Here is a 25,280-nt window from a genome sequence, read left to right on the forward strand (position 1 = left end):
TCGCGCGGGGGGTCTAACGATCACACTCCAGTCCTTCCGTCCGTCGCCGCCCGGGTTAGCTGACGGGTTCGGGACGGAAGATCCCTACCGCTGGCGCGGATGCACCCCACCTACCTGGTTCCCCGGCTCGCCCGTGGGCGATTAGGCGAGGCCACCGCCGGCACCGGAGGGGCGCCGCCGTGCGGAGGCCGCGGCCGAGACTACCGGCGCCGATGGCCCGGCTCACGGCGGCGATGTGCGACGGGTGGGAAATTTGACCGGATAACTCCGGATAAATCCCACGTAGCACCGGGGTGGTGGACGGAAACTTAAGTCGGGGCTAAGGCCGGGGCGCACGGACGGGCGATCACCAGTTCTCGGGGCCGCAGGCCCCCGAGGCGGTCGCGGGCTCGACCTGCAGCGTGGCGTGTTCGATCGCGAACTCATCGTGCAGAGCGTGCCGGGCGGCGGTCAGCACGGCCGTCAGTTCGGCGGTCGGCTCGATGGTGAGGTGCGCGGAGGCTACCTCCATCCCCGAGGTGAGCGTCCAGACGTGCAGGTCGTGCACGTCGCAGACCCCCGGCAGGGCCGCGAGCCGGGCCCGCACCGCGGGCACCTCCAGGTGTTCCGGCGCGGCCTGCACGAGGATCCGCACCGCGGCCCGGGCGAGCCGCCAGGTGCGCGGCAGGATCAGCACGCCCACCACGACCGCGACGATCGGGTCCGCGTACCACCATCCGGTCGTGGCGATCACCAGCGCCGCGACGATCACGCCGGCCGAGCCGAGCAGATCGCCGAGCACCTCCAGGTACGCCCCGCGCACGTTGATGCTCTCCTGCGCGCCGGGCCGCAGCAGCGCGAAGGCGACGACGTTGGCGAGCAGCCCACCGACCGCCACCGCGAGCATCGGCCCGGCGAGCACCTGCGGCGGATGACCGAACCGGCTGACCGCCTCGACCAGCACGTAGACGGCCACCCCGGAGAGCAGGACCGCGTTCGCGAGCGCGGCGAGCACCTCCAGCCGGTAGAGCCCGAAGGTGCGCTGCGGGTCGCGGCCGGCGCGCCGGGCCGCGGTGATCGCGGCGAGCGCCATCGCGATGCCGAGCACGTCGGTGAACATGTGCCCGGCGTCGGAGAGCAGGGCGAGCGAGCCGGTGACCCACGCCGCCACCGCCTCGACGACCATGAAGGCGGCCAGCACCCAGACGGCGGCCCAGAGCCGGCCGCGGTGCCGCTCGCCGGCGCGAATCGCCGACGCGCCGTGGTCATGCCCTGCGCCCACGTTGGTCCTCCGTTACCCCGGTCGCCGGAGTCGACCCGGTCGACTCCCCGATCAGCGGCGCGCACGTGAATCATGCGCACATTGCTATGTGTGCAACCAATGGTACCCGTGACGCCGCGACGACCCCGCGCCAGCCCGCTCAGCGGGCACGGAATGCGGACAGTGCGCGCGGACGGCATTATGTGACGGTCACTCACAGACGCCGATGGCCGGGCCGTCGGCGGAGGCCGCCGAGAGTCAAGGGGTACCCACCGTGCTCACGCGTCCACGTGTCTTCCTCGTTCTCGCCGCGGCGCTCGCCGCGGTTCTCTCCGTCCCGACCGCCGGCGCCGCGTCCGCCCGACCCACCCGGGCCCTCCCGGACACGATCGCGTTGCCGGACGGGTTCCAGCCGGAGGGGATCGCGATCGGCGCCGCGCCGTACGCCTTCTTCGGCTCCCGCGCCACCGGCGCGATCTACCGGGCGAGCCTGGTCACCGGGGAGGGGTCGGTGATCAACCCGGGCCCCGGCACCCCGTCGCTCGGCATGAAGGTCGACCGGCGGGACCGGCTCTTCGTCGCCGGCGGCACCGGCGGTGACGGCCGCGTCATCGACGCGGTCACCGGCGCCCTGCTGGCCAGCTACCGCTTCAGCACCGTGCCCAGCTTCGTCAACGACGTCGTGCTGACCCCGGACGCCGCATGGTTCACCGACTCCACCAATCCCGTGCTCTACCGGGTGCCGCTGTCGCGGTCGCCGAAGCTGCCGGGGCCCGAGGCGGTCGTCCGCACGCCGCTGACCGGCGACATCGTCTACGGCACCGGGATCAACGCGAACGGCATCGCCCGCACCCCCGACGGCCGCGGCCTGCTGATCGTGCAGTCCAACACCGGCCTGCTCTTCCGGGTCGACCCCGCCACCGGTGTCACCCGCACCGTCGACCTCGGCGGCGAACTGCTCACCAACGGCGACGGCCTGCTGCTGGAGGGTCGCACGCTCTACGTCGTGCAGAACCGGCTGAACATCGTCGCCGCCGTACGGCTGAACGACGCCGGCACCCGCGGCGCGATCGTGTCGCGGCTGACCGACCCGCGCTTCGACGTGCCCACCACGGTCGCGGCGTACGGCAAGCGGCTCTACCTGCCCAACGCCCGCTTCACCACCCCGCCGACCCCGACCACGCCGTACAGCGCGGTGGCGATCCCGCGCCGCTAGGGCGCACCGGGCGGGCCCCGTGTGCGGGGCCCGCCCTACGGCACGTCGATCGTGGTGAGCCGCTGGGTGGCCCGGGAGAGCGCCACGTACAGCGTCCGGACCCCGGCCTCCGAGTCGGCGCGGATCTCGCCGGGCGCGACCAGCACCACGCCGTCGTACTCCATGCCCTTGGCCTGCAGGCTCGTCACCACCGACAACCGCGGCGCGGCCAGCTCCGTCAGCCAGCCGGCGACCTCGTCGCGGCGCGGCACCGGCGTGATGACCCCGACCGTCCCCTCGACCTCGGCCAGTAGCGCCGCGGTGGCGTCGCGGGTCGCGTCGGGCAGGGCCGCCGCCGGCACGGTGAGCGCGACCGGCTCGACCCCGGTGGAGCGGACCGCCGTCGGCAGCGGCAGGTCGGGCTGGATCTCGCGGATCACCGCCGCGGCGACCGCGAAGATCTCCGCGGAGTTCCGGTAGTTGGTGGTCAGGGTGTACTCGTGGCGTGGACGCCGCCCCAGCGCCTTGTCCCGGGCCTGCGCGAGCTCCCCGGGGTTGCCCGTCCACGCCGTCTGCGCCGGGTCGCCCACCACGGTCCAGGAGGCGAACCGACCGCGCCGCCCCAGCATCCGCCACTGCATCGGCGACACGTCCTGCGCCTCGTCGACGACCACGTGCGCGTACTCGCGGTAGTCCTCCGGGCGCTGCACGGCGGCGGCCCGCGCCGCGCGCTGCCGCTCGGCGTAGGTGGTCACCTCGCGGATGCCGTCGCGCACCAGGTACGGGTCGCGCTTGCGCCGCTGCGGCTGCGGCGGCCGCCCCATCAGCGCGTCCAGCTCGTCCAGCAGCGCGACGTCGGCGATCGTCAGCCCCCGCTCCGGCAGCGACCGGTACGCGTCCGCCAGCGCACGGATCTCCGCGTGGGAGAGGATCCCCCGGGCGTACGACCGCAGCCGCTGCGGGTCGGCGAGCCAGCCGAGCACGTGCCGGGGGTGCAGCCGGGGCCACCAGGCGCGCAGGAAGTCGCGGAAATCCGGCCGCTCCGCGAGGTCGTCCTCGAACTCGACCTTCGTGGGCAGGCCCGCGATGCCGAGCCGGTTCGCCTGGTCCCACAGCGCGTTGAAGATCCCGTCGAACCCGGCGCGTCGTACCTCGTTGCGCCGGGCGCCGCGCGGTAGCGCGCGTTCCCGGATCGCGTCGAGCTCCGCCGCGGTCAGCCGGAGCAGCTGGCCGCGGTAGAGGAGCCGCAGCTCGTCCGGGCCGTCCGGCACGGCGTCGCGGGCCGCCCGCTCCAGCACCCGGCGCATCCGCAGCGAGCCCTTGATCGCGGCGATCTCCGCCCGGTCGGAGCGGGTCGCCTCGAACCCGGGCACCAGCGAGCCGAGCGAGTGCAGGGTCGCGGCCTCCTCGCCGAGCGAGGGCAGCACCGAGGCGATGTACTCGACGAAGACGCCCGACGGGCCGACCACCAGGATGCCGCCGCCGGCGAACCGGTTGCGGTCGGAGTAGAGCAGGTAGGCGGCCCGGTGCAGCGCGACCGCGGTCTTGCCGGTGCCCGGCCCGCCGGAGACGATCGTGACGCCGGTCGCGGGGGAGCGGATCGCCTCGTCCTGCTCGCGCTGGATGGTGGCGACGATGTCGCGCATGCCGCGGGTCTTGGCGCGGGCGAGGGTGGCCAGCAGCGCGCCGTCCCCGACCACCCGCATGCCGGGCGGCGCGGCGTCCGGATCCAGCAGGTCGTCCTCGATGCCCGTCACCCGCTCGCCGCTGGACTGGATCATGCGCCGGCGGACGACGCCGCGCGGCTCGGCCGCGGTGGCCTGGTAGAAGGCGCTGGCCGCGGGCGCGCGCCAGTCGATGACGAGCGGTTCCGACTGCTCGCCCCGCACCCCGAGCCGGCCGACGTGCAGCACCGCCCCGGTGCGCAGGTCGAGCCGGCCGAAGACCAGCCCCTCGCGCTCCGCGTCGAGCGCGTGCCGGCGCCGCGCGGCGTGGAAGACCATCGCGTCCCGCTCCACCAGCGCGCCGAAGTTGCCCACCCGCGCCAGCCGGTAGCCGTCCTTCTCCGCCCGGGCGGCGTCGCTGCGCAGCTGATCGAGGCGGGCGTACACCCGGTCGACGTGGCGTTGTTCGGCGGCGATCTCGTGTTGCAGGCTGGTGGCGTCGGTCAACGCGGAAGCTCCGTGAGCGCTCGGGGCGGGACGCGGTGGCGGCCCGCCGGACGTGCCGCGGCGGCGAATCCGGCGGCCAGAGCGAGGGTACGGGGCGCGCCGCGGGCCGACGGCCGGACCGTCCGTTTCGGTGTCCTTGATCAAACGCGGGCGGCGGTCGTCAGGCCGCCAGCGGCAACTCCGCCGAACCGGTCTGTTCCGGGGCGACCCGGCGCAGCACCGCGGCCAGCGCGGCGGTCACCTCGTCGGGGCGCTCCAGCATGAGCATGTGGCCGGCGCCCGGACAGACGGTCAGCTCGGTGCCGGGCAGCGCGGCCGCGATCGACTCGGCGCACGGCGGCGGGGTCAACCGGTCGCGGTCGCCGACCAGCGCCGCGGCCGGGACGTCACCGAGCGCCGCCAGGGTCTCCAGGCGCTGCTGCGCGCCGATCGACGGCCGGAACCCGCCGATCGACCGGAGCGACGCGCGCGCCACGGCGGACGTGGTGAGCCGGATGGCGTCCGGGTCGCAGCTGTCGCCGAAGAGCAGCCAGCGCAGCGTGGGGCGCAGGGCGCGCAGCAGCGGCCGGTGCGGGTGCCACTCCCCGCAGCGGGCCAGCAGGCCGGCGCCGGTGGTCTCGGCGAGCCGGATCAGCCGGGTCACCCGCGGCGACAGTCCGTAGACGGTGTGCGTGTGCCCCTCGGCGGTGGTGGCGACGAAGACCAGGCCGGCGACGCGCGCGGCGAACTCGTCGGGGTGCCGGTGGGCGTACTCCATGATGGTCATGCCGCCCATCGAGTGGCCGGCGAGCACGACCGGGCCGGTCGGGGCGACCTCCCGGACGATCTCGGCGAGGTCGTCGCCGAGCTGCGCCAGCGTCGCGGAGCGCAGCCGCGTCGAACTCGACCGGCCGTGCCCGCGGGCGTCGTAGGTGACCATGCGGACGGGCCCGGCCGATCCGGCGGTCAGCGCGTCGATCTGCCGGCGCCAGGTGCGGCCGTCGAGGGTCCACCCGTGCAGCATGATGAGCGTGACGGGGGCGTCCGTCGGACCGGATGCCCGGACGTGCAGGCGTACGCCGTCCGGGAGCCGTACCGTGGTCTGGTCGGGCATCCTCACCTCCGCGTCGTGCCGGGGGTCCACGCATACCGGGGATCCACGCGTGACGGTAATCACGCGTGGCGGTAATCATGCATCGCGTGCGACGCGTCGGCGGGTATGACACGTTTCCCGACCGCGGTGTACCCACCGTCCCACGTTGTGAATCACCGAACGTGACACGCGTCGCAACCCGCTTCCCGATCGGCCGGTGGCACGCGACGCTGAGGGGCATGTCGTCGCCGTCCCGTATCCAGGCCACGTCCGAACCGACCACCACCCCGGCCGGGCGTACCCGCCCGACCGCCGCGGAGGCGCTCGCCGAGCTGCTCGCCGGCAATGAGCGCTTCGTGACCCGCCGCCCGCGACACGGGCACAGCGTCGAGGCCGCCGCCTCCGGGGACCAGGAGCCGTCCGCGCTGGTGGTGGGGTGTATCGACTCCCGCGTACCGCTGGAGGCGATCTTCGACCAGACCTTCGGTTCGATCTGCGTGGCGCGCTCCGGCGGTCAGGTGCTCGATCGCGCCGTGCTCGGTTCGGTCGAGTTCGCGGTCGCCGAACTGAAGGTGCCGCTGGTCGTCGTGCTCGGTCACGAGCGGTGCGGCGCGGTCGCGGCGACGGTGACCGCGCTGCGTACGGGGGAGCGGCCCGGCGGGGCGCTCGGCTACCTGGTCGACGAGATCGCGCCGGCGGTGACCGAGGTCGGGCTGGACGAGCCGGACGTCGTCGCGCTGGCGCTGCGCCGGCACACCGTGCGCACCGTCCGGGCCGTGGCCGACGCCGAGCGCGTGGCGGAGCGCGTCGCGACCGGCGCGGTAGAGGTGGTCGGGGCCATCTACGACCTGGACACCGGCCGCGTCGCCCTCCTCGACTGACCCCGCCCCACCCCGCCGACTCTGTTGATCATGAGGTCTGCGGCGCGACACCGCGTCGCGCCGCCGTGAACCGCATGATCCACAAAGCGTGAGTGGGCGTTGACACGCAGAAAACCCCGTCACGGATTGCTCCGTGACGGGGTTTTCGAGTGCTGTGGGTGTCGCCGAGGGCTCAGCCCTCGAAGACGCCGGCCTCCACGAGGCGCTTCTCGGTCGCGTCCCAGCCGTGGCTGGGGTATTCGGCGGCCAGCGCGTTCAGCTCGGCGCGGATCTTGGCGGCGTGACCGGCGCCGGCGAGCGCACGGATCTCCTCGACGAACGCCTCGGAGTCGGTGGCCAGACGGTTGGTCTTGCCGTTGGTGAGGTTACGCACATAGGCGTGCTTGCCGCTGTTCAGCGGGATCACGTACTTGAACTCGCCGAGCACGCTCAGGGCGCCACCCTGACCGGCCTGGCCGGCGCGGACTGACGCGCGCGCGGTCTTCGAGGTGTTGCTCGCCACGAGGTACTCCTTGCACGACGTACGGGAACGGACAGGATGTCCGGAGGGCTGAGGAGGCGACAGAAGTCGCCGACTGAACTTTACACGACCGCTGCGGTACGAAAATTCAGCCCGTCCGGCGCTGTCAGAGACAACCACGGGCCCGCCGGGGACATTCCGATGGTGCCATTTTCCCGATTCCCTGGCGCACCATTCGTCACACCAGTCATCATGGGGTGCGGCACCACTCGGTGATCGAGGTCGTAGGGGAAGACGCACCTCGCTCTCCCGGGAGGTCACCGTGCCAACGCGTGGCGTCGTATACGTCCACTCGACCCCGCTCGCCGTGTGCCCTCACGTCGAATGGGCGATCTCGCGCGTCCTCACCGCGCCGGTCAACCTGCACTGGACGGCCCAACCGGTCGATCCGGGCGCCCGTCGGGCGGAGTGCAGTTGGACCGGCCGGGCGGGGACGGGCGCCGAGCTGGCTGCTGCCCTCCGGCAGTGGCCCATGATCCGTTTCGAGATAACGGAGGAGCCGAGCGCCGGCGTCGACGGCGAGCGGTTCATGTACGTGCCGGGACGAGGTCTCTTCCGTGCTGCGATGGGCGCCGCCGGCGACATCCAGCTCGGCGAGGACCGGCTGCGGGCGCTGATGGCCGCCGCCCGCGCGCCGGAGGCGCTCGCGCACGCCCTGGACAAGGCGCTCGGCACCGCCTGGGACGCCGAGCTGGAGCCCTACCGGCACGCCGGCGACGGCGCGCCGGTGACCCTCCTCACCCGGGTCGGCTGACCGCGCGCCCCCATTCGGCGCGCCGACCCGGACACACCGGCAGGAGGCCGCCGAGGGCGGCACGACCTCCGGCGGGCCGGGGACGGCCCCCCGCCCGGCCCAGGTTGCCGCTCGGCCCGATCGCCTGATGGGATGGCCGGCGTGCCGAACCCCTCGCGGCGCGCCATCGCCGTCCTCACCGCCCTGACCCTGCTGGTCCTCACCGGATGCGCCGGCGGCACCGCCGCGCCGACCCGATCCCCGTCGGCCGGCGCCACCACGACCGCCCCGGACGACCCCGCGGCCCGCGCCGCGCGGCTGGCCGGCACGCTGGCCGACGAGGACCTCGTCGGCCAGATCCTGATGCCCTACGCGTACGGCAGCTCGGCGACCGCGGTCTCCGCCGGCTCCGCGGCCGGCAACCGGAAGCTGGCCGGGGTGGACACCCCGGCCGAGATGATCGCCAAGTACCGGCTCGGCGGGCTGATCCTGGTCGGCTTCTCCGCCGACGACCCGACCGGCAAGAACCAGCAGACCAGCAACGTCGACAACCCGAAGCAGGTGCGGGCGCTCACCACCGGCCTGCAGCGGGCCGCGGCCGGCCTGGCCGCCGGCAAGGGGGAGGCGCCGCTGCTGATTGGCACCGACCAGGAGTACGGCGTGGTCACCCGGATCCGCTCCGGCGTGACCGCGCTGCCCAGCGCGATGGCCTCCGGGGCCGCCGGTCAGCCCGCGCTGACCGAGGGCGCGTGGCGGGCCGCCGGCACGGAGCTCGCGGCGCTCGGCGTGAACCTCGACTTCGCGCCGGTCGCCGACGTGGCCGCCGCGAACAGCGCGGTGATCGGGTCCCGCTCGTACGGCGCCGACGCGAAGGCGACCGCGGCGCAGGTCGCGGCGGCGGTGCGCGGCCTGGAGGGCGCGGGCGTCGCCGCCACGCTCAAGCACTTCCCCGGACACGGGCACACCGCGGCCGACTCGCACGAGGCGCTGCCGGTGCTGACGCAGACCCGGTCGGCGCTCGACGCCGGCGACCTGCCGCCGTTCGCCGCCGGCATCGACGCGGGCGCGTCGATGGTGATGTCCGGGCACCTCGACGTCCGGGCCGTCGACCCGGGCACCCCGGCCACCTTCTCCCGCAAGGTGCTCACCGACGTGCTCCGCGGCGAGCTGGGCTTCCGCGGCGTCGTCGTGACCGACGGGATGAACATGGCGCCGGCGATGAAGTGGCCGGCCGGCGAGGCGGCGGTGCGGGCGGTCAACGCCGGCAACGACCTGCTGCTGATGCCGCCGGACGTGAAGGGCGCGTACGAGGGGCTGCTCGCGGCGCTGCGCGGCGGCGAACTGCCGCGGCCCCGGCTGGTCGAGGCGGTCACCCGGGTACTGACCCTGAAGCTGCGACTCGCCGACCAGCGCCCGCCGGCGATGTCCACGCTGAACAGCGCCGGCCACCGGCAGGCGGCCGCGCGGCTCGCCGCCGCCGCCGTCACCCAGCTGCGCGGCGCGTGCGGCCAGCCGGCGGTGCGCGGGCGGGTCACCGTCACCGCCTCCGCCGGCCGCGACAGCACCCGGGCGCTGCTGACCGGCGCGTTGCGCGCGGCGGGCGCCACCGTGGTGCCGGCCGGCGGCACCACCGTCCACCTCGTCGGGTACGGGGACACCGCGAAGGACCTCAACCCGGCGGCCGCGGTGACGGTGGCGATGGACACCCCGGCGATCCTCGCGGCCGCCCGGTCGAAGACGCTGCTCGCCACGTACTCGTCGAGCCCGGCGTCGATGACGGCGCTCGCCGCCGTGCTCACCGGCAAGGCCCCCGCGCCGGGCCGCGCGCCGGTCGCCGTACCGGGGCTGCCGCCGACCGCCTGCGCCGGCTGACGCGTCGCCGGCCCGCGTGACGCCGGTCACGACTGATAGCGTTCGGCTGACTGTCCGACCGACCGAACGGGGGAGACGCGGGATGGCGCGCCCCGAGCCGGCACTCTCCGTCGTCGTGCCGATCTTCAACGAGGAGGCCGTGCTCCCGCTCTTCGCGGTGCGGCTGCGCGCCACGCTGGACGAGCTCGGCGAGGCGTACGAGGTGGTCGCCGTCGACGACGGCAGCACCGACGCGACCCCGGCGGTCCTGGCCGGACTGCGCCGCGGCTGGCCGCAGCTGCGGGTGATCCGGCTGCGCCGCAACAGCGGCCACCAGGCGGCGCTGACCGCCGGGCTGTTCCGGGCCCGCGGCGCGTACGTCGCCAGCATCGACGCCGACCTGCAGGACCCGCCGGAGCTGATCCCCGAGCTGCTGCGCACCGCGCGGGCCGGCGGGCTGGACATCGTGTACGGGGTGCGCAACGACCGCTCCACGGACCCGCCGTTCAAGCGGTGGACCGCCGGGCTCTACTACCGCCTGGTGCGCCGGCTGGTCGCCGACACCGTGCCCGCCCAGGCCGGCGACTTCCGGCTGCTGAGCCGCGCCACAGTCGAGGCGCTGCGCGAGCTTCCCGAGCGCGCCCCGGTGCTGCGGCTGGTCGTGCCCTGGCTGGGCTTCCCGAGCGCGGAGGTCGGCTACGCCCGCGCGGAACGGGCGGCCGGGCGCACCAAGTACTCGCTGTCGCGGATGGTCCGGCTGGCCGCCGACAGCGTCATCAACTTCTCGCCGGTGCCGCTGCGGCTGGCGACCTGGCTCGGTGTCTGCGGCGTGCTGCTCTGCGGGGTGCTGGTCATCATCGCGATCGTGGCCTACCTGAGGGACTCCACCGTGGCCGGCTGGGCGTCGCTCTACGTGGTGGTGCTCTTCCTCGGCGCGGTGCAGCTGCTCTGCCTCGGGCTGCTCGGCGAGTACGTCGCGCGGATCTTCGGCGCGGTCCAGGGGCGACCGAGCTACTTCGTCAGCGCGGACAGCGACGACGCCGGGGAGCTGCCGCCGGCCGGCGGCGGGCGGCCGGCCACCGCGCCCGAGCCCAGGGCCGGCCGGTGACCGCCACGCTCGGGCGGGCCGCCGCCCCCGACGTCGCGCCGACGTCGTCCCGGCACGCGCCCGTGCAACGCTGGCTGCCGCTGGTCGCCGGGCTCAGCTACGTCGCCGCGGTCCTGCTCGCCGCCGACACCGCGCCGCTGGACCTCCTCCGCTACGCCGGGTACGTCGCCTTCGCCCTGCTGCTGCCCGGCACCCTGGTCTACCGCGCCCTCCGCCGCCGGCCGCACACCCTGGTCGAGGACCTCGCGATGGGCGCGGCGGTCGGGCTGGTGCTGGAGCTGCCGGCCTGGGCGCTGTTCAGCGTGCTGGACCTGCGGGGCTGGCTGTGGCTCTGGCCGCTGGCGGTGGTCGGGGTCTTCGCCGTCGTGCCCCGGCTGCGCCGGCACTGGGTGGTGCGCGGCTACACGCCCGCCCCGCTCGGCTGGTCGTGGTCGGTGGCCGGGGTGGTCGCCTTCTTCACCACCTATCTCGGCTACACCTTCCTCGAACGCAACCCCATCCTGCCGACCTCGCACGACACCCGGCAGTACCTGGACCTGGCGTACCAGCTGTCGCTCGCCGGCGAGGCCAAGCACCAGTTCCCGATCCACGTGCCGCAGGTCGCGGCCGAGCCGCTGCACTACCACTGGTTCGGCTACGCCCACATGGCCGCCACCAGCCTGATCGGCCACATCGACCTGCCGGTGGTGGCGCTGCGGCTGGCCGTCCCCGCGCTCTGCGCGGCGGCGATCGTGCTGACCGCGGTGCTCGGCTGGCGGGTCAGCGGCCGCCCGTACGTCGGGGCGATCGCGGCGGCGCTCTTCTTCGTCATCGGCGAGACCAACTTCACCCACCCGGTGACGATGCCGTTCGGCACCCAGGCGTCGTTCGTCATCTGGCACGGCATGTCGATGATCTACAGCTGGGTCCTCCTGATCGCGCTCGTCGCCGCGCTCGCCGACGTGGTCGACCGGCGGCCGGAGCGGCCGGTGCCGTCGATCGGGCCCGGCGCGTTCGTCCTCGCCGCCCTGCTGATGTTCGCCTCCAGCGGTGCCAAGGCCAGCTCCGTGCCGGTCGTCGCGGTGGCGTTGGCGATCACCGCGGTCGCGCTGCTGATCGCGCAGCGGCGCATCCCGTGGGCGGTGGTGGTGGCCGGCGTTCTCGCCGGGGCGGCGCAGCTCTTCGCCACCGCGGTGCTCTACCACTTCAAGACCTACGGCGTGCAGCTCGGACCGTTCTGGAGCTTCGAGCGCTTCTGGGCGCAGCCGCCCGCCGGGTGGGCGCGGCCGGTGCTCGTCGTGGCGGTGGTCGCGGCCTTCGTCATCAACATGCAGCTGCGGGCCGCCGGCGCGGTGGCGCTGCTCACGGCGCGGCGGTGGCGGCTCGAACCCGTGCAGTGGTTCCTGCTCGCCGGCGCGGTCGCCGGACCCGGTCTCTACCTGCTGTTGGAGCAGTCCAGCGACGGCAACCAGTACTTCACCCGCGCCGGGTTCACCTTCACCGTCGTGGTCTCCGCGTGGGGATACGCGCTGGCCGTCGAGCGCGCCCGGCTCGGCCGGCGCGGTCGGTGGCTCCTCGGCGGGTTCGCCGCCGCCCTCGGCGGGCTGCTCGTGCTCACCCAGTTGCGTCACGCCCCGGCGGCCACGTACGAGAACTCCCTCGCCCCGCTGCTGCCGCTGCTGCGCTGGGCGCTGCTGCTCGGCGTCGCCGGGCTGGTCGGCGCGCTGATCTGGGCCGTCGCCCGGCCGGCGCTGCCGGCGCTGCGCGGACGTGGCCCGGTGGTGGTGCTGACCGCGCTGCTCGTGGTCGGGGCGCCCGGCCTGGTGATGGACATGTACAAGTCCGCGCAGTCGCCGAACGGCGGCGCGTACGCCACCGTGCCGCTGCCCGCCTCGCGTGTCGAGGCGGCCCGGTGGACGCGGGAGCACAGCGCGCCGTCCGATGTGGTCGCCACCAACGTGCACTGTCTGGCCGTCTACGAGGGCGGCTGGTGCGACCCGCGCTCGTTCTGGCTCAGCGCGTACGCCGAACGACGTGTGCTGGTCGAGGGCTGGGCGTTCGCGCCGCGGGTCGCCGCGCTCGGACTGGTGCCGTTCTGGGACCAGGAGCTGCTGGGCCGCAACGACGCGGCGTTCACCGCCCCGACCGAGGCGGGGCTGCGGGAGCTGCGGGAGCGGCACGGGGTGCGCTGGCTGGTGGTGGACCGGTCGGTCGGCGTCGAGTCACCGGAGCTGCCGCGGCTGGCGCGACTCGGGTTCGACAATGGCCGGATGGCGGTCTACGAGCTGCGCTGACCGATGGGGTCAGGCGGCCGGCACGGGCTCACGCATCCGCATCATCCAGAAGCTCGACGGGACGCGGGTGGCGTCGTCGATCACCTCGCCGTCGACGTGGGCGAAGGACTCCCGCGCCAGCGCGGTGAACGCCTCCGGCTCGCGCACGTGCTCGCCGCGGTCGTTCTCCGACATCCACCGCGAGATCCGCCCCTGCCGCGGCTCGTAGCAGGTGTCCACGGCGATCACCCGGCCCCCCGGTGCGAGCGCCTTCGCGGCCACCCGGAGCAGCTGCCGGCAGTCCTCGTCGGAGAGGTGGTGCAGCAGCCCGAGCAGCAGCACCGCGTTCGCGGGCGGGATCTCCGTCAGGTGCTGCTCGCCGAAGACCTCGCAGCGGAACTCGGCGCGGTCGCCCCAGCGCTCGCGCGCCCAGTCGATGTAGCGCGGCGCGGTGTCGAAACCGAAGTAGGTGACGCGGGGGAGGCGCTCGAAGTAGTAGGCCGGCCCGCAGCCGACGTCGATCACGGTGTCCCCGTCGACCAGCCCGAGCTCGTCGAGGCAGCGGTAGCGCAACCGATCCGCGCCGAGACCGCGCTGCAGCGCGACGTAGAGCGGGACGTGCCCGAGGAGCCGCTTCACCGCTGCGAGCATCTCGCTCTCCTTCGCCGCCGACGCCGCTCCACGCGCTGCGCCACGTGGCGCTGCAACTTATCAGAGGGTGGCCGGGCTCACACCGGCCGGTGGGCGCGGAGCATCAGCGACACCCCGGGCAGCGACTTCACCGGCAGGTAGCGCTCCGCCGCGATGATCGCGGTCAGCCCGAGGTTGACCACGCCCGGCAGGTCGTCGAGGTCGCTGCCGGTGGAGTTGCGGCGTCGCCACGCGGCGACCGGACGCAGCAGCACGTTCCAGCTCCACAGCTCGTCGACGACCAGACCGGCCTTCTCGATGACCGCGGTCAGCGTGGCGCGGTCGTAGCGGCGTACGTGCCCCACCGCGACGTCGTGCGCCGACCAGAGCCGCATGTCGCACGGCACCGCGATCAGCGCGGTCCCGCCCGGGCGCAGCGTCCGGCGCAGCTCGGCCGCCGCCAGGTGGTCCTCCTCGATGTGCTCGAGGATGTCGAACGCCACGACCAGGTCGAGGCCGGCCGAGGGCAGCGGCAGGAAACGCGCGTCGGCGCGGATCACCGACAGCCCGCGCTCCCGCGCCACCTCCGCGCCGTCCTGGCTGTACTCCAGCGCCACCGGCCGCCAGCCGTGCGCGCGCAGCACCCGGGTGTTGCCGCCGCCGGCGGCGCCGATGTCCAGGGCCCGACCGGGGCGTACCCCGCCGGCGGCCAGCCGCCGCAGCGAACGGGCGAGCAGCGCCCGCCGCTCCCGGTACCACCAGTGGGTGTCCTCGAGAGCGGCCAGCTTGCGGATCTCGGTGGCTTCCACGCGTACTCCTGATGTCGGGGCGGCCCCGACCCTAACCCGCGCGGCACATGGGACGGGTCCCCTCCCATGCGCGAAGCGATGGGAGGGGACCCGTCTTGACGTCAGAGGGGGATGTTGCCGTGTGCGCCGCGGGCGGCGGGCGCCGCCGCGATCGCGTCCGCGATCCGCCGGCGGGTCTCCGCCGGCTTGATCACGTCGTCCACGACCCCGATCTCCAGCGCCCGGTTCACGCCACCGGCGACCCGGACCTGCTCCTCGATCAGCTGCGCGCGCAGCGCCTCGCGCTCCTCGGGCGGCGCGGCGGCCAGCTTCTTGCGGTGCAGGATGTTCACCGCCGCCGACGCGCCCATCACCGCGACCTCCGCGTTCGGCCAGGCGAAGACCGCGGTCGCGCCGAGCGAGCGGGAGTTCATCGCGATGTACGCCCCGCCGTACGCCTTGCGGGTCACCAGCGTCACCCGCGGCACGACCGCCTCGGCGAAGGCGTGCAGCAGCTTGGCGCCGCGGCGCACCACGCCGTCCCACTCCTGGCCCAGCCCCGGCAGGTAGCCCGGCACGTCCACCAGCACGATCAGCGGCACGCCGAGCGAGTCGCACATCCGCACGAAGCGCGCCGCCTTCTCGGCGCTGGAGGCGTCGAGGCAGCCGCCCAGCCGCATCGGGTTGTTGGCGATGACCCCGACGGTACGGCCGGCGAAGCGCCCCAGCGTGGTCACCACGTTCGGCGCCCACTTGGCGTGCAGCTCCACCCCCGGGGCGTCGAGCAGCGCCTTGACCACCGGCTTCACGTCGTACGCCCGGTTGGCCTCGGCCGGCATCACCGCGGACAGGTCATGGCCTTCCTCGGCCTCCGCCGGGATGTCGGCCGGGCTGATCCGCCCCTGCCGGCCGAGCAGCGCCGCCAGCTTGCGCGCCTCGGCCAGCGCCGACTCGTCGTCCTTCGTGGTCACGTGCACCACGCCGGAGCGCCGACCGTGCGGCTCCGGACCGCCCAGGCGCTCCATGTCGACCTGCTCGCCGGTGACGCTGCGGACCACCTCCGGACCGGTCACGAAGATCCGGCCGGCGGCGCTCATCACCACGATGTCGGTCAGCGCCGGGCCGTACGCCGCGCCGCCGGCCGCCGGGCCGAGCACGACCGAGATCTGCGGCACCCGGCCGGAGGCCCGGACCATGGCGGCGAAGACCTGACCGACCGCGTCCAGCGCCACCACGCCCTCGGCGAGACGCGCCCCGCCGGAGTGCCAGAGCCCGAGCACCGGCACCCGCTCGCGCACCGCGGCATCGATCGCGTCGACGATGTGCTGGCACCCCTCGGTGCCCATCGCGCCGCCCATCTTGGTCGCGTCGGTCGCATAAGCGATCGCCGGCGTGCCGTCGATCTCGCCGCGCGCCCACAGGACCCCGGAGGTGTCGCGGGACATCAGCAGGCGCAGCGAACCGGCGTCGAAGAGCGCCCGGAGCCGCAGCTCGGGATCGCGGTAGTCGGTCGTGGACTGATCAGCGCTGACAGAGGTGGTGGTCACGGCAGCAGTCTCCAAATCCGTGTCTCAGGCCCGCGTGAAGACGAGAGCCACGTTGTGGCCGCCGAAGCCGAACGAGTTGTTCAGGGCGGCGGGGATGTCCATCTGGCGCGCCTTGTGGGCGGCCACGTCCAGGTCCAGGCCGTCGTCCGGGTCGTCCAGGTTGATCGTCGGCGGCACGACGCCGTCGCGGATCGCCAGGATCGTCGCGATCGACTCCAGGGCGCCGGCCGCGCCCAGCAGGTGGCCGGACATCGACTTGGTCGCGGTCAGCACCGGGTGGGTTCCGACCGACGCGCGCAGCGCGGCGATCTCGGCCATGTCGCCGACCGGGGTGGAGGTGGCGTGCGCGTTGACGTGGACGATGTCCGTCCTCGTGACGCCCGCGTCCGCGATCGCCTTCTCGATCGCCCGGATCGCGCCGTGGCCCTCCGGGTGCGGCTGCACGATGTCGTACCCGTCGGAGGTGAGGCCCGCGCCGGCCAGCCGGGCGTAGACCCGGGCGCCGCGGGCCGCGGCGTGATCGGCCCGTTCGAGCACGATCACTCCGGCGCCCTCGCCGAGCACGAAGCCGTCGCGCGCCTTGTCCCACGGCCGGGAGGCCTTCTCCGGCTCGTCGTTGCGGGTCGACATCGCCCGCATCGACGCGAACCCGGCGATCGGCAGCTGGTGGATGACCGCCTCGGTGCCACCGGCCACCACCACGTCGGCCCGGCCGGCGCGGATGATGTCGAGACCGAGCGCGATCGCCTCGGCCCCGGTGGCGCAGGCGCTGGCGACCGAGTGGACCCCGGCCCGGGCGCCGAGCTCGAGGCCGACCCAGGCGGCCGGCCCGTTGGGCATCAGCATCGGCACGGTGTGCGGCGACACCCGGCGCGGCCCGGAGGCCTCCAGGATGTCGTCCTGGGCCAGCAGCGTCTGCGCCCCGCCGATGCCGGAGCCGACGCTCACCGCCAGCCGTTCCGGGTCCAGCCCGGCGTCGGCGAGCCCGGCGTCCGCCCACGCCTGGTGCGCGGCGATCAGCGCGACCGCCTCCGACCGGTCGAGCCGGCGCAGCTTGACCCGGTCGAGCACCTCGCCCGGCTCGACCGCGAGCTGCGCCGCGATCCGGACCGGGAGCTGTTCGGCCCACGGGGCGGTGAGCGGACTCACCCCGGAGTGGCCGGCGAGCATGGCGTCCCAGGTCGACGCGACGTCCCCGCCGAGCGGGGTCGTCGCGCCGAGCCCGGTGACGACAACGTCGACCCTCGTCACGCCTGCGCCTCGATGTAGGCGACCGCGTCACCCACGGTCTTGAGGTTCTGCACCTCGTTGTCCGGGATCTTCACGCCGAACTTCTCCTCGGCCGCGACCACGACCTCGACCATGGACAGCGAGTCGACGTCCAGGTCGTCGGTGAACGACTTCTCGGTGGCCACGTCGTCCGGGTTCACGCCGGCGACCTCTTCGAGGATCTCGGCGAGGCCGGCGGTGATCTCGTCACGGGTCATTGGGGTTCCTCTCGATGGGTGGGTTCGATGCCGCCCGCGGTGGACGGCACACGGTGTCACGGGCAGCGGACGACCTGCCCGGCGTAGGTGAGGCCGCCGCCGAAGCCGAAGAGCAGCACCGGGGCGCCAGAGGCGATCTCCCCCCGCTCGACCAGCTTCGACAGCGCCAGCGGCACGCTGGCCGCGGAGGTGTTGCCGGACTCGACGATGTCCTTGGCGATGATCGCCTGCGGGATGCCGAGCCGCTTGGCGATCCCGTCGATGATCCGGGCGTTCGCCTGGTGTGGCACGAACGCGGCGAGCTCGGACGGCTGGACGCCGGCCCGCTCGCAGGCCTGCAGCGCCAGCGGTGCCAGCGCCGTGGTGGCCCAGCGGAACACCGTCTGGCCCTCCTGCTGGATGTACGGCCGCCAGCCCTCGATCCGGACCGCGTCGCTCTTCTCCGGCACCGAGCCCCAGAGCACGGGGCCGATGCCGGCGGGCTCGTCGTCGGCGGTCGCGGTGACCACCGCGGCGCCGGCGCCGTCGCCGAAGATGATGCAGGTCGAGCGGTCGGTCCAGTCGGTGAAGTCGGAGAGCTTCTCCGCCCCGATGACGATGGCGTTGCGCGCCGCGCCGGCCCGGACGGCGTGGTCGACGGTGCCGAGCGCGTACGAGAAGCCGGAGCAGGCCGTGTTGATGTCGTACGCGCCGGGGGCGTTGATGCCCAGCTTCGCGGCGACCCGGCAGGCCACGTTCGGGCTGCGGTCGACGGCGCTGCAGGTGGCGACCACGACCAGGTCGATGTCGGCGGCGGTGAGACCGGAGCTGGCCAGCGCCTTGCCGGCGGCCGCGGCCGCCATGTCCGCGACGGTCTCGCCGTCGGCGATCCGTCGGGTGACGATGCCGACCCGGTCCCGGATCCACTCGTCGTTGGTGTCGACCATCTGGGCGAGCTCGTCGTTGGTCAGCACCCGCGAGGGCTGGTAATGCCCGAGCGCGAGGATGCGGGATCCGGTCACAGGTGTCCTCCGATGCGGGCGAGAGGCTGGCCCGGCGCGACCGGGTCGTCGTGGTGGGCGAGCCATTCGGTGAGCACCCCGTCGTCGTGCGCGGCGACGTCGACGGCGCCCTGCCGGGTGATGACGTGGCCGATCACCTGGCCGGTGCGGAGCGTGTCGCCCTCGGCGAGGCCGGCGGCGGGCTCGAAGGTGCCGGCGCCGGTCGAGACCACGACCCGGAAGTGCATGGTCGGCTCGTGGCTGGGGGCCATGCCGTGCCGGGCGATCAGGTCGCGGGCGGCGGGCAGGTCGTCGGGGGTGTTGAGCGTGACGATCTCCGGAAGACCGTCGCCCTTGAGCTCGCGCTTCACGAGCCCGGCGAGGGTGCCGGCCGGCGGCAGCTCGATCACCGCGGTGACGCCGAGGTCGGCGAGGGTGCGCATGCACAGGTCCCAGCGGACCGGCGCGGTGACCTGCCGGACGAGCCGCTGCAGCAGCTCCCGGCCGTGCGTGACCGCGGAACCGTCGAAGTTGGAGAGCAGGATCCGGCTCGGGTCGGTGGGGGTGATGCCGGCGGCGACGGCCGCCAGCGCCTCCTCGGCGGGGGCCATGTACGGCGTGTGGAAGGCGCCGGCCACCTGCAGCGGGATCACCCGCGCCTTCGCCGGCGGCTCGGCGGCGAGCTTCGCGAGCCCGTCGGCCGCGCCGGCGGCGACCACCTGGCCGGCGCCGTTGCGGTTGGCGGGGTGCAGCCCGTGGGCCGCGATCGCCGCCAGCACCTCGTCGGGGTCGCCCCCGAGCACGGCGGCCATCCCGGTCGGTTCGAGCGCGCACGCCGCGGCCATCTCCCGGCCGCGGACCCCGGCGAGGGTGATCGCGGCCTCGGGGGAGAGCACCCCGGCGAGCGCCGCGGCGCCGAGCTCGCCGACGCTGTGTCCGGCGGTGACGGCGACGTCGTACATCGGCAGGTGTTCGGCGGCGAGCAGAGCGGCCGCGACCAGCAGTGGCTGGGTGCGGGCGGTGTCCTTGATCTCGTCCGCGTCGGCGGCGGTGCCCAGGTGCACCAGGTCGACGCCGGCGAGCGCCGACCACCAGCGCAACCGGGCGTCGGCGCCGGGCAGTTCGAGCCACGGTGTCAGGAAGCCGGGCTTCTGCGAGCCCTGGCCTGGAGAGAGTACGGCGAGCACGGTTAGCACTCTTCCTGATACTGGTGAGTTACTTCGGTGCTACTCGGCACGAATCCACACTACGGGCTTTGTGTGATTCCTACAAAGATCGTTAGACGTCGTCGCCGTTATGGGCGGTTTATGGTCGAAGGGGCGGTCAGGGCTGCGCCGGGGCCGCCGGGGCCGCCGGATCGAGGCGCCCGATCGTCAACGCCACCCGCAACGCGAAGGCGTCGCGCGGGCTGAGCGGCGAGAAGCCGGTGACGTCGGCGATGCGGCGCAGCCGGTACCGCACCGTGTTGGGGTGCACGAACAGCGCGCGGGCCGCGCTCTCCAGCACCCCGCCGGCGGCGAAGAAGGCGTCCAGCGTCTCCAGCAGCTCGCCCCCGGCGCGCGTCAGCGACCCGTACACGTCCTGGCGCAGTGACCGCCGCGCCTCGCTGTCGCCGGCCAGCGCCCGCTCCGGCAACAGGTCGGCCGCCGCGACCGGCCGGGGCGCGGTCGGCCACGCCGGCGCGGCCCGGAACCCGGCGAGCGCGGCCCGGGCCGACTCCGTCGCCTCGTCCAGCGTCGGCACCGCCGGCCCCACCACGACCGGGCCCGCGCCGAAGCCCGCGAGCAGCTTCTCGGTCGCGGCCAGCGGGTCCGCGGCCCCGCCCAGGACCACCACCAGGCGGTCGCCGTGCACCCCGCCGACGACCTCGACCCCGATCCGTCGCGCCGCCCGGTAGACGGCGTGCAGCACCACCCCCACCTCACCGCCGGGGGAACGGCCGACCGCGACCGCCACCGGCGGCGCGTCCCCCCAGCCGAGCGCGGCGGCCCGGCTGGCGAGCACGTCGGAGGAGTCGCCGCGGAGCAGCGCGTCGACGAGCAGCGCCTGCAGCCGCGCGTCCCACGCCCCCCGCGACTCGGCCGCCCGCGCGTACACCCGGGCCGCGGCGAACGCGATCTCGCGGGAGAACCGGAGCACGACCTCGCGCAGCAGTTGCTCCTCGCCGTCGGCGGCCAGGTGCGGCACCTGCTCCTCGACCACGTCGATCGTCACCTTGATCAGGGCGACCGTCTGCTGGAGGCTGATCGAGCGCGCCAGCGCCCGCGGCGCGGCGGCGAAGACCTCGTCCGAGACCTCCTGCGGGCTGCCGGCCGCGCCGCCGCCGCGACTCAGCCATTCGACGAGCGAGCGCACGCCGGCCTGCGCGACCAGCATCACCCAGGAGCGCTGGTCGGCCGGGAGCTCGCGGAACCAGGGCAGCGTCTCGTCCATCCGCGACACGCTGGCGGTCGCGAGCGCCCCCGCCGACCTCTCGATCCGGCGCAGCGTCGCGATCAGCTCACCGCCGTCCGGCTCGATCACCACCCGTCTAGCGTGTCATGCCCGATCCGGGTCCCCGCCGCCCCGTGTCACCATCGGCGTCATGCTCGCCCGGATGCACCGTGCCGTTCCGCTGCTGGCGCTCGCCGCCTTCGTGCTCCTGCTCGCGCTGGTCGGCGCCGGCTGGGGGCCGGTGCAGCGGCTCGACGGCGCGGTGAGCGAGGCCGCCCGCCGCTACGGCCGGGCGCATCCCGGATTGGTGGACGTGCTGCGGATCGCCACCGACGTCGCGGCCACCGGGGCGTACCTGGCGGCCGGGACGGTGCTGACCGTGGTCCACGCCCTGCGCCGGCGGCCGCGACGGGCGGCGTTCTGCGCCGCGGTCACCGTCACGATCCCGGTGCTGTGGGGGCTGCTGCACTGGCTGATGTACCGCCCGCGCCCCACGGACGGATTCGTCGTGGTGACCTCCAACGGCTTCCCGAGCGGGCACGCGAGCAACGCGGCGGCCGCCGCGCTCGCCGCCGTACTGCTGCTCTGGCCCCGGCTGCGCCGGGCCGGGCGGGTCGCGGCGGTGCTGGTCGCGGCGGCGTTCGCGCTCTTCGTCGCCGTGACCCGGGTGGCGCTGCTGGCGCACTGGCCGAGCGACGTGGTCGGCGGCGGGCTGCTCGCGCTGGCCGTGGTGCCCCTGCTGGGCGGGGCCGTGGCCCGCGCGCCGCGACGCCCGCTGCGCGGGCGGCGGAAGCCCGATGCCTCCCGCCGTCGTACCTCCTGATCCCTATGGTGTTGATCTCCACGGTGGACGTCGTCGCGCCGCAACCACTTGATCCGGGCGGACGCCTGCCGATCACTGGAACGTGTTGACCCGCTGCTCACCGTGATCTGAGCCACGCGACACCCGGCTCCGCCGCGCCTGACCTGCAAAATCCCCCGGAAGGCGAAACGGCGGCGTCGGTGCGGCCTGGCAGGGTGGCGGCGGGGTCGACGGGTGACGGTGAGGGGGAGGAGACCGGCATGTCGCAGGCGGAGGTCACGCACAGCGCGGGAAATGAGCGCTGCTGCGTGCGGTGCGATCAGGGCCAGCAGCTGCAGCCGCCGATCCGCGGCCATCACCGCCTCCTCGGACCGCGCCGGATCGCCGAGCCCGTCGACGCGCCCGACCCGACGGCCGACGCGCCCGACCCGACGGGCGCGCCGCCCGCCGACGACGGGGACCCGGCGATGCAGGGCTGGGGTGCGACGTGCCAGTCCTGGCAGGAGGGGTGGGCCGGCGCCCACCGGCACGGCGCGGTGCGGCCGCGCAAACGCAAGAACCGTCGGGAGCGCCCGCCGCGGCGCTGGTGTTGAGTATTTAGGGTGATTTACCCGCCTTATCCGGCGTGTCTGACGCCGACCCACCGTCACCGCCCGCACCGTGATCCGCGTGGATGAACCGCGACGTCAGATCCTGACCCAGGCGATGGCCCTCGCCGACGCCGACGGCGTCGCCGCGCTCTCCATGCGCGCGGTCGCCCAGCGACTCGGCCTCAGCTCGATGGCGCTCTACCCGTACGTGGGCAGCAAGGACGGCCTCCTCGACGGGCTCGTGGACCTGCTCGTCGCCGACCTCGTCCCGACGCTGCCCGCCGGCGACGGCGACGGCGACTGGCGGGAGCGGCTGCGCGGTCTCGCGCGGGCGGTGCGCCGGATCGGCCACGCCCACCCGGGCGCGTACGCGCTGATGATGGGGCGCCCCTCGACCACCCCCGACGCCGCCCGGCTGGTCGAGCTCCTCTACCGCGCGCTGCTCGACGCGGGGGTCCCGCCGCCGCAGGTGCCGCGGCTGGAGCGGCTGCTGACCACGCTGGTGCTCGGCTTCGTCGCGGCGGAGCTCAACGGCCGGTTCGCGAGCCGGCACCCGGACCGGGGGCCCGCGGCGGACGCGGCCGAGCTGCCGGCGCACGCCGCGCTCGACCCCGAGCTGCGGGCCGAGGTGGACTGGGACGCCGAGTTCGAGGCCGATCTTGACGACGGGATCCGGCTGATCGAGCTGACCGCGGCGACGTCGGCCGCACGCGCGGCGACGCCGGTGGCGGCGGGCTAGGGTAGCGGGGTGAAGGCGATCGCGATCACGCGCTACGGCGGGCCCGACGAGCTGTCCGAGATGGAGCTGCCCGATCCGCCGGTGGGACCGGACACGGTGCTGGTCCGGGTGCGCGCCGCCGGCGTCAACCCGGTCGACTGGAAGATCCGCGAGGGGTACCTGGCCGGGGCGTTCCCGTCGCACTTCCCGCTCGTGCCGGGCTGGGACCTGGCCGGCGTCGTGGAGGCCGCCGGGCCGGCGGTGACCGGGTTCGCGGTGGGGGACGAGGTCATCGGGTACGCCCGGCGCGACGAGATCCAACACGGCACGTACGCCGAGCTCGTGCCCGCGCCCGAGCGCGCCCTCGCCCCCAAACCGGCCAGCGCCTCCTGGGCCGAGGCCGGGGCGCTGCCGCTGGCCGGGCTCACCGCCTACCAGTCGCTGCGCGCGGCCGGGGTCGGCGACGGCGACACCGTGCTCGTGCACGCCGCCGCCGGTGGCGTCGGCCACCTGGCCGTCCAGCTCGCCCGGATCCTGGGCGCCCGCCGGGTGATCGGCACGGCGAGCGCCGGCAACCACAGCTACGTGCGGTCCCTCGGCGGCGAGCCGGTGATTTACGGCGAGGGCCTGCTGGAGCGGGTCCAGGAGCTCGCCCCCGACGGCATCGACGCCGTCGTCGACTTCGTCGGCGGCGACGCGCTGACCGCGTCGGCCGCGCTGCTCGGCCGGCCCAAGCGGCTCGTCTCGATCGTCGACGCCGAGACCGTGCTCCGCCTCGGTGGCACGTACGTCTTCGTCAAGCCCTCGACCGCCGACCTGACCACGCTCTCCGAGCTGGTCGACGCCGGGCGGCTCGCCGTCCACATCGACCGGACGTTCCCGCTCGCGCAGGCCGCCGACGCGCAGCGGCTCGTGCAGGAGGGCCACGTCCGGGGCAAGGTCGTCCTGGAGGTCTAGTCCTCCGCCGGCGGCTGCGCCGCCAGCGGCAGCAGCGTCCGGCTCCGCCCCGGCCGCGGGTACGCCTTCGCCGCCTCCGCCAGCCGGTTGGCGTGCTCGCGCTGGCGCTGCCAGTGCCCGTAGAGGGCCCCGCGGCTGGAGAGCCGATCCACCTCGCTGATCGTCGCCGGGTCGACGTCGCCGGGCGGCGCGTCCCGCCACGGCGTCCCCGGCAGCGGCATGAAGGTGTGCGCGTGGATCCGGGCGCCGAGATCGGCCAGCTCACGCGCCAGCGCCAGCGAGTCGTCGACGTCCGATGGGCCCTCGCCGGGCATGCCGAAGATCATGTCCACGTTGATCCGGAAGCCCTCCTGGATCCCCAGCCGCACCGCCCGGCGTACCTCCTCCACGCCGTGCCCGCGCTTCGCCGCCGCCAGCACCCCGGTCGAGCCGGACTGCGCGCCGACGATCAGGTTGTCGTTGTCGCAGTAGCGGCGCACCAGGCGCAGCGCGTCGACGCTGATGTGCTCGGGCCGGATCTCGGAGGGGAACGAGCCGAAGAAGACCCGCCCGTCCGGCCCGATCTCCTCGCGGCACGCGGCGAGCAGCTCCTCGACCGCGTCGAGCTGCGGCTCCTCGGTCTGGGTGCCGTACGACAGCGAGGTGGGGGTGATGAAGCGGACGTCGCGCAGCCCGTGCTCGCGCATCCGCCGTACGTGCCAGCGCACGTTCTCCACGGAGCGGTGGCGGAACCGGGCGGAGAACATGAACGGGGTCTGGCAGAACCGGCAGGCGTAGATGCAGCCGCGGGTGATCTCGATCGGGTTGAACCGCTTGTGGGCCACCGGGAAGGCGCGGTACGTGTCGAGGTCACGCCGCTCGGCGCGCCCGGTCTTCACCACGGTCCCGTCGGCGTCCCGGTAGACCAGCCCGGGCACCCCGGCGGGGTCGCCGGCCGCGTCGACCAGCCGCAGCAGCGTGGTCTCGCCCTCGCCGACCGCGGCGACGTCCCAGCCGGCGTCGAGGGTCTGGATCGGTTCGGCGGTGGCGTGCACGCCGCCCGCGATGTGTGTCGCGCCCGGCGCCGCCGCCCTGATCTCCGCGAGCTCCCCGGCGAGCGCGGCCGCGTCGGGGGAGTAGAACGACCAGAGCACCAGCACCCGCGCCGCGCGTTCCCGCGCCTGCCGGATCTGCGCGGCGCATTCGTCGGCCGTGGTCGCGAAGCTCACCTCGTACCGCACCGACGTCGCGTGCTCCTCCAGCGCCGCGAGCAGGGTGTGGTGCCCGTACGTCACGGCCTTGCGGTAGCGCAGCACGATGGCGAGATCCATCCGGGCAACCTATCG

Annotated in this window: 23 protein-coding genes and 1 riboswitch; of the genes, 10 read left to right on the forward strand and 13 right to left on the reverse strand. The window is 74.5% G+C overall.

Going from position 1 to position 25,280, the window contains the following annotated elements; translation table 11 throughout:
• Window positions 1-29 precede the first annotated feature (29 nt).
• Window positions 30-158: riboswitch (cyclic di-AMP (ydaO/yuaA leader) on the reverse strand.
• A 188-nt stretch (window positions 159-346) separates the two neighbouring features.
• Complete coding sequence (locus BLW47_RS22605; protein WP_091561887.1) at window positions 347-1,261, reverse strand: cation diffusion facilitator family transporter; 915 nt, start codon at window positions 1,259-1,261, stop codon at window positions 347-349.
• Between the two features lie 253 nt (window positions 1,262-1,514).
• Between BLW47_RS22605 and BLW47_RS22610 the strand changes: the two genes are divergently transcribed.
• Window positions 1,515-2,456, forward strand: coding sequence for an SMP-30/gluconolactonase/LRE family protein (locus BLW47_RS22610; protein WP_175543764.1), 942 nt, complete (start codon window positions 1,515-1,517; stop codon window positions 2,454-2,456).
• 35 nt (window positions 2,457-2,491) lie between these two features.
• On the opposite strand, the gene BLW47_RS22615 is transcribed toward BLW47_RS22610, so the two are convergent.
• A complete protein-coding gene (locus BLW47_RS22615; RefSeq protein ID WP_091561893.1) occupies window positions 2,492-4,606 on the reverse strand; it encodes a HelD family protein in 2,115 nt (704 codons plus the stop codon).
• Window positions 4,607-4,766: 160 nt separating this feature from the next.
• The gene (locus BLW47_RS22620) at window positions 4,767-5,699 is read right to left on the reverse strand and encodes an alpha/beta fold hydrolase (RefSeq protein ID WP_091561898.1); all 933 of its coding nucleotides are present in this window, start codon (window positions 5,697-5,699) and stop codon (window positions 4,767-4,769) included.
• 218 nt (window positions 5,700-5,917) lie between these two features.
• Here BLW47_RS22620 and BLW47_RS22625 point away from each other — a divergent pair, with 218 nt between their 5' ends.
• Entirely contained in the window at window positions 5,918-6,559 is a 642-nt protein-coding gene (locus BLW47_RS22625) for a carbonic anhydrase (RefSeq protein WP_091561902.1), read from the forward strand.
• A gap of 172 nt (window positions 6,560-6,731) precedes the next feature.
• Here the strand turns inward: BLW47_RS22625 and BLW47_RS22630 are convergent, their stop codons facing one another.
• Entirely contained in the window at window positions 6,732-7,061 is a 330-nt protein-coding gene (locus BLW47_RS22630) for a hypothetical protein (protein WP_091561906.1), read from the reverse strand.
• A gap of 280 nt (window positions 7,062-7,341) precedes the next feature.
• Here BLW47_RS22630 and BLW47_RS22635 point away from each other — a divergent pair, with 280 nt between their 5' ends.
• From BLW47_RS22635 to BLW47_RS22650, 4 genes are all read left to right on the forward strand, one after another.
• The gene (locus tag BLW47_RS22635; RefSeq protein ID WP_091561910.1) at window positions 7,342-7,833 is read left to right on the forward strand and encodes a DUF3145 domain-containing protein; all 492 of its coding nucleotides are present in this window, start codon (window positions 7,342-7,344) and stop codon (window positions 7,831-7,833) included.
• Window positions 7,834-7,965: 132 nt separating this feature from the next.
• Window positions 7,966-9,684 carry a glycoside hydrolase family 3 protein gene (locus tag BLW47_RS22640; RefSeq protein ID WP_091561913.1) on the forward strand — a complete coding sequence of 573 codons (1,719 nt, stop codon included), beginning with the start codon at window positions 7,966-7,968 and terminating at the stop codon, window positions 9,682-9,684.
• Window positions 9,685-9,766: 82 nt separating this feature from the next.
• Window positions 9,767-10,771 (forward strand): glycosyltransferase family 2 protein, encoded by a 1,005-nt coding sequence (locus BLW47_RS22645; protein WP_091561917.1) that lies wholly within the window; start codon window positions 9,767-9,769, stop codon window positions 10,769-10,771.
• Complete coding sequence (locus BLW47_RS22650; protein WP_091561921.1) at window positions 10,768-13,044, forward strand: hypothetical protein; 2,277 nt, start codon at window positions 10,768-10,770, stop codon at window positions 13,042-13,044. The genes BLW47_RS22645 and BLW47_RS22650 overlap by 4 nt, the downstream gene beginning before the upstream one ends.
• A 9-nt stretch (window positions 13,045-13,053) precedes the next feature.
• Here BLW47_RS22650 and BLW47_RS22655 read toward each other — a convergent pair whose 3' ends face one another.
• The 8 genes from BLW47_RS22655 to BLW47_RS22690 all read right to left on the reverse strand — a co-directional run bounded on the left by BLW47_RS22655 (window position 13,054) and on the right by BLW47_RS22690 (window position 20,981).
• On the reverse strand, window positions 13,054-13,674 hold the full coding sequence (locus BLW47_RS22655) for a class I SAM-dependent methyltransferase (protein WP_091561925.1): 621 nt from the start codon (window positions 13,672-13,674) through the stop codon (window positions 13,054-13,056).
• Window positions 13,675-13,751: 77 nt separating this feature from the next.
• Window positions 13,752-14,462, reverse strand: coding sequence for a class I SAM-dependent methyltransferase (locus BLW47_RS22660; protein WP_091561928.1), 711 nt, complete (start codon window positions 14,460-14,462; stop codon window positions 13,752-13,754).
• Between the two features lie 101 nt (window positions 14,463-14,563).
• Window positions 14,564-15,988, reverse strand: coding sequence for an acyl-CoA carboxylase subunit beta (locus tag BLW47_RS22665; RefSeq protein WP_091561932.1), 1,425 nt, complete (start codon window positions 15,986-15,988; stop codon window positions 14,564-14,566).
• Between the two features lie 24 nt (window positions 15,989-16,012).
• Entirely contained in the window at window positions 16,013-17,239 is a 1,227-nt protein-coding gene (fabF, locus tag BLW47_RS22670) for a beta-ketoacyl-ACP synthase II (protein WP_091561935.1), read from the reverse strand.
• Window positions 17,236-17,475: an acyl carrier protein gene (locus BLW47_RS22675; protein WP_091561938.1), complete on the reverse strand. Its 240-nt coding sequence runs from the start codon at window positions 17,473-17,475 to the stop codon at window positions 17,236-17,238. The genes fabF and BLW47_RS22675 overlap by 4 nt, the downstream gene beginning before the upstream one ends.
• Window positions 17,476-17,531: 56 nt before the next feature.
• Window positions 17,532-18,476: a beta-ketoacyl-ACP synthase III gene (locus BLW47_RS22680; protein ID WP_091561943.1), complete on the reverse strand. Its 945-nt coding sequence runs from the start codon at window positions 18,474-18,476 to the stop codon at window positions 17,532-17,534.
• The gene (locus BLW47_RS22685) at window positions 18,473-19,642 is read right to left on the reverse strand and encodes an acyltransferase domain-containing protein (RefSeq protein ID WP_091561946.1); all 1,170 of its coding nucleotides are present in this window, start codon (window positions 19,640-19,642) and stop codon (window positions 18,473-18,475) included. Before BLW47_RS22685 ends, BLW47_RS22680 begins: the two co-directional genes overlap by 4 nt.
• Before the next feature lie 136 nt (window positions 19,643-19,778).
• Window positions 19,779-20,981 carry a PucR family transcriptional regulator gene (locus BLW47_RS22690; RefSeq protein WP_425435437.1) on the reverse strand — a complete coding sequence of 401 codons (1,203 nt, stop codon included), beginning with the start codon at window positions 20,979-20,981 and terminating at the stop codon, window positions 19,779-19,781.
• A 58-nt stretch (window positions 20,982-21,039) separates the two neighbouring features.
• Here BLW47_RS22690 and BLW47_RS22695 point away from each other — a divergent pair, with 58 nt between their 5' ends.
• From BLW47_RS22695 to BLW47_RS22710, 4 genes are all read left to right on the forward strand, one after another.
• A complete protein-coding gene (locus tag BLW47_RS22695) occupies window positions 21,040-21,711 on the forward strand; it encodes a phosphatase PAP2 family protein (RefSeq protein WP_091561948.1) in 672 nt (223 codons plus the stop codon).
• A 239-nt stretch (window positions 21,712-21,950) separates the two neighbouring features.
• Window positions 21,951-22,283 carry a hypothetical protein gene (locus tag BLW47_RS22700; RefSeq protein ID WP_091561952.1) on the forward strand — a complete coding sequence of 111 codons (333 nt, stop codon included), beginning with the start codon at window positions 21,951-21,953 and terminating at the stop codon, window positions 22,281-22,283.
• Window positions 22,284-22,359: 76 nt separating this feature from the next.
• The gene (locus BLW47_RS22705) at window positions 22,360-23,019 is read left to right on the forward strand and encodes a TetR/AcrR family transcriptional regulator (RefSeq protein ID WP_091561956.1); all 660 of its coding nucleotides are present in this window, start codon (window positions 22,360-22,362) and stop codon (window positions 23,017-23,019) included.
• 9 nt (window positions 23,020-23,028) lie between these two features.
• On the forward strand, window positions 23,029-23,955 hold the full coding sequence (locus tag BLW47_RS22710) for an NADP-dependent oxidoreductase (RefSeq protein ID WP_245736952.1): 927 nt from the start codon (window positions 23,029-23,031) through the stop codon (window positions 23,953-23,955).
• On the opposite strand, the gene BLW47_RS22715 is transcribed toward BLW47_RS22710, so the two are convergent.
• On the reverse strand, window positions 23,952-25,265 hold the full coding sequence (locus tag BLW47_RS22715) for a TIGR04013 family B12-binding domain/radical SAM domain-containing protein (protein WP_091561959.1): 1,314 nt from the start codon (window positions 25,263-25,265) through the stop codon (window positions 23,952-23,954). The two genes, BLW47_RS22710 and BLW47_RS22715, sit on opposite strands and share 4 nt — an antisense overlap.
• Window positions 25,266-25,280 lie beyond the last annotated feature (15 nt).

This window comes from Micromonospora pattaloongensis (assembly GCF_900107255.1).
Classification (GTDB): Bacteria; Actinomycetota; Actinomycetes; order Mycobacteriales; family Micromonosporaceae; genus Micromonospora_I; species Micromonospora_I pattaloongensis.

Excerpts from the sequence above, each read along its gene's own strand:
- BLW47_RS22620 (WP_091561898.1), bottom strand. The coding sequence starts at position 5,699 with ATGCCCGACCAGACCACGGTACGGCTCCCGGACGGCGTACGCCTGCAC.
- BLW47_RS22625 (WP_091561902.1), top strand. The coding sequence starts at position 5,918 with ATGTCGTCGCCGTCCCGTATCCAGGCCACGTCCGAACCGACCACCACC.
- BLW47_RS22640 (WP_091561913.1), top strand. The coding sequence starts at position 7,966 with ATGGCCGGCGTGCCGAACCCCTCGCGGCGCGCCATCGCCGTCCTCACC.
- BLW47_RS22645 (WP_091561917.1), top strand. The coding sequence starts at position 9,767 with ATGGCGCGCCCCGAGCCGGCACTCTCCGTCGTCGTGCCGATCTTCAAC.
- BLW47_RS22655 (WP_091561925.1), bottom strand. The coding sequence starts at position 13,674 with ATGCTCGCAGCGGTGAAGCGGCTCCTCGGGCACGTCCCGCTCTACGTC.
- BLW47_RS22675 (WP_091561938.1), bottom strand. The coding sequence starts at position 17,475 with ATGACCCGTGACGAGATCACCGCCGGCCTCGCCGAGATCCTCGAAGAG.
- BLW47_RS22695 (WP_091561948.1), top strand. The coding sequence starts at position 21,040 with ATGCTCGCCCGGATGCACCGTGCCGTTCCGCTGCTGGCGCTCGCCGCC.
- BLW47_RS22700 (WP_091561952.1), top strand. The coding sequence starts at position 21,951 with ATGTCGCAGGCGGAGGTCACGCACAGCGCGGGAAATGAGCGCTGCTGC.
- BLW47_RS22715 (WP_091561959.1), bottom strand. The coding sequence starts at position 25,265 with ATGGATCTCGCCATCGTGCTGCGCTACCGCAAGGCCGTGACGTACGGG.